Genomic DNA, 2,104 nt, shown 5'->3' with positions numbered 1-2,104 from the left:
ATGCATTTCTGCGAGGAAGCGGCCCGTTTGTACGGGCGGTTCTCCAGCCCCAAAAAAACCTTTTTGAACTGGTTCATCCCGGCATTGGTGAAAAGCAAAGTCGGGTCCTCTTCGGGAACAAGGGGAGAAGAGGGCACCCGGATATGCCCGGAGGCCTCGAAATATTTCAAAAAACTTTCACGGATATCGGCGCTTTTCATAAGAACTCGATTTTGGACGTTTTTTCTGTGTCCTTTTTCAATATAAAACCTTTTCCAATCGCAAGCCAGCGACCAGACTCGCAAGAAAAAGCGCAGGCTCGATGTCGCTCAACCTGCGCTGCCATTTTTTCTAAGAAACTACCGTTTACTCTTCTTCGCTCTTCTGTACCGGTATTTTTGAGGTCGATTCCCCGCTGGCGCCATCCACTTCCTCCTCTTCCGGCACCACCCGGGCCACATCCACCACCCGGTCGCCGGAATCAAGGTTGATAAGCCGAACGCCTTGCGTATTTCGACCGATGACTTTGATTTTTCCAATTGGCTGGCGGATGACGATCCCCTTTTGTGTGATAATCATCAACTCGTCCGAGTCGAGCGCCTCTTTAATGGCCACCACCTCGCCCACTTTGTCCGTTACTTTCAAGTTGATGACCCCTTTGCCGCCGCGATTCGTGACCCGGTAGTCGGAAATATCGGTCCGTTTGCCGTACCCTTTTTCGGTTACGACCAAAAGGGTCGCCTCTCGTCGTATGACCACCATCCCAATGACGTAATCCTTGTCCTCGAGCGTAATTCCCCGCACGCCGTACGCCCCGCGCCCCATATCCCGCACCTTTTCCTCGTGAAAGCGGATCGCCATCCCCTGTCGGGTGGCCAGAACGATCTCCGATTGCCCGTCGGTCAAGGCCGCATCGATAAGCTGGTCCCCTTTGTCGATGCCGATGGCGATAATCCCCCCTTTGCGGGGATTGGAAAAGGCCGAAAGCACGGTTTTCTTGATGGTTCCCTGCCGGGTGCAGAGGATAATGTAATGCTGGTCGTCAAATTTCCGCACCGGCAGCATCGCCGCCACACTTTCCCCCTCGGAGAGAGCCAAAAGATTGACAATCGGTTTCCCCTTGGCCAGCCGCCCCCCCTGCGGAATCTCATGCACTTTCAGCCAGTAACATTTGCCGGCGGTGGTGAAAAAGAGGATGTATTCATGGGTGGAGGCGATGAAGAGATGCTCGACAAAATCCTCCTCCCTGGTCTCGATGCCGATGAGCCCCTTCCCCCCCCGCTGCTGCTTCCGGTAGCTGGTGACCGGCAGCCTTTTGCAGTAGCCGGAATGGGTGATGGTGATCACCATATCCTCCTCCGCAATCAAATCCTCGATAGAAAACTCCGATTCCTCCTCCTCCTTGATTTCCGTCCGGCGCTCATCCCCGTAGGTGTTTTTCAAAAAAAGCAGCTCCTCTTTGATAATCGCCATCCGCTTACCCTTGGAGGCCAGAATTTCCTTCAAGCTGGCAATGGTTTTGATCAATTCAACGTATTCATCCTCGATTTTCTGCCGCTCCAGCCCGGTCAGCCGCTGCAGCCGCATATCCAAAATTGCCTGCGCCTGGATTTCGGAAAGTTCGAATTTTTTGATTAGCCCCTGCTTGGCATCTTCCGGCGTTTTGGATTTGCGGATGAGGGAGATGACCTCATCCAGATGGTCCAGGGCAATCTTCAGTCCCTCGAGAATATGCGCCCGCTCCTCGGCTTTCTTGAGTTCGAACTGTGTCCGGCGGGTGACCACCTCGTGGCGGTGCTTGAGGAACTCCTCCAGCATCTCCTTGAAGTTCAAAATCTTCGGCTGGCCGTCCACCAGGGCGAGGTTGATGACCCCGAAGGTCGCCTGCATCTGGGTGTGCTTGAAAAGCTGGTTTAAAACCACCTCGGCAAAAGCATCCTTTTTCAGCTCGATGACAATCCGCATTCCGTCCCGGTCGGATTCATCCCGCAAATCGGAAATCCCCTCGATGGTTTTGGCGTTCACCAGCTCGGCGATCCGCTCCAAAAGGTTTGCTTTGTTTATTTGATAGGGGATTTCGGAAACGATGATCCGCTGCTTCCCTGATTTTTCGTTCTCGGTAAAA

At 53.5% G+C, this 2,104-nt stretch carries 2 protein-coding genes; both read right to left on the bottom strand.

All coding sequences use genetic code 11. The annotated features are described in order from the left end of the window. Nucleotides 1–200: alanine--tRNA ligase-related protein (locus tag VNL73_02550; GenBank protein HXF48291.1), on the bottom strand; the 200-nt coding region annotated here is incomplete at its 3' end. Between the two features lie 145 nt (nt 201–345). Further along, nucleotides 346–2,104: DNA gyrase C-terminal beta-propeller domain-containing protein (locus tag VNL73_02545; GenBank protein ID HXF48290.1), on the bottom strand; the 1,759-nt coding region annotated here is incomplete at its 5' end.

Source organism: Verrucomicrobiia bacterium (assembly GCA_035574275.1).
Taxonomy (GTDB): domain Bacteria; phylum Zixibacteria; class MSB-5A5; order DSPP01; family DSPP01; genus DSPP01.
This window is presented reverse-complemented; position numbering and strand designations above follow the sequence as displayed.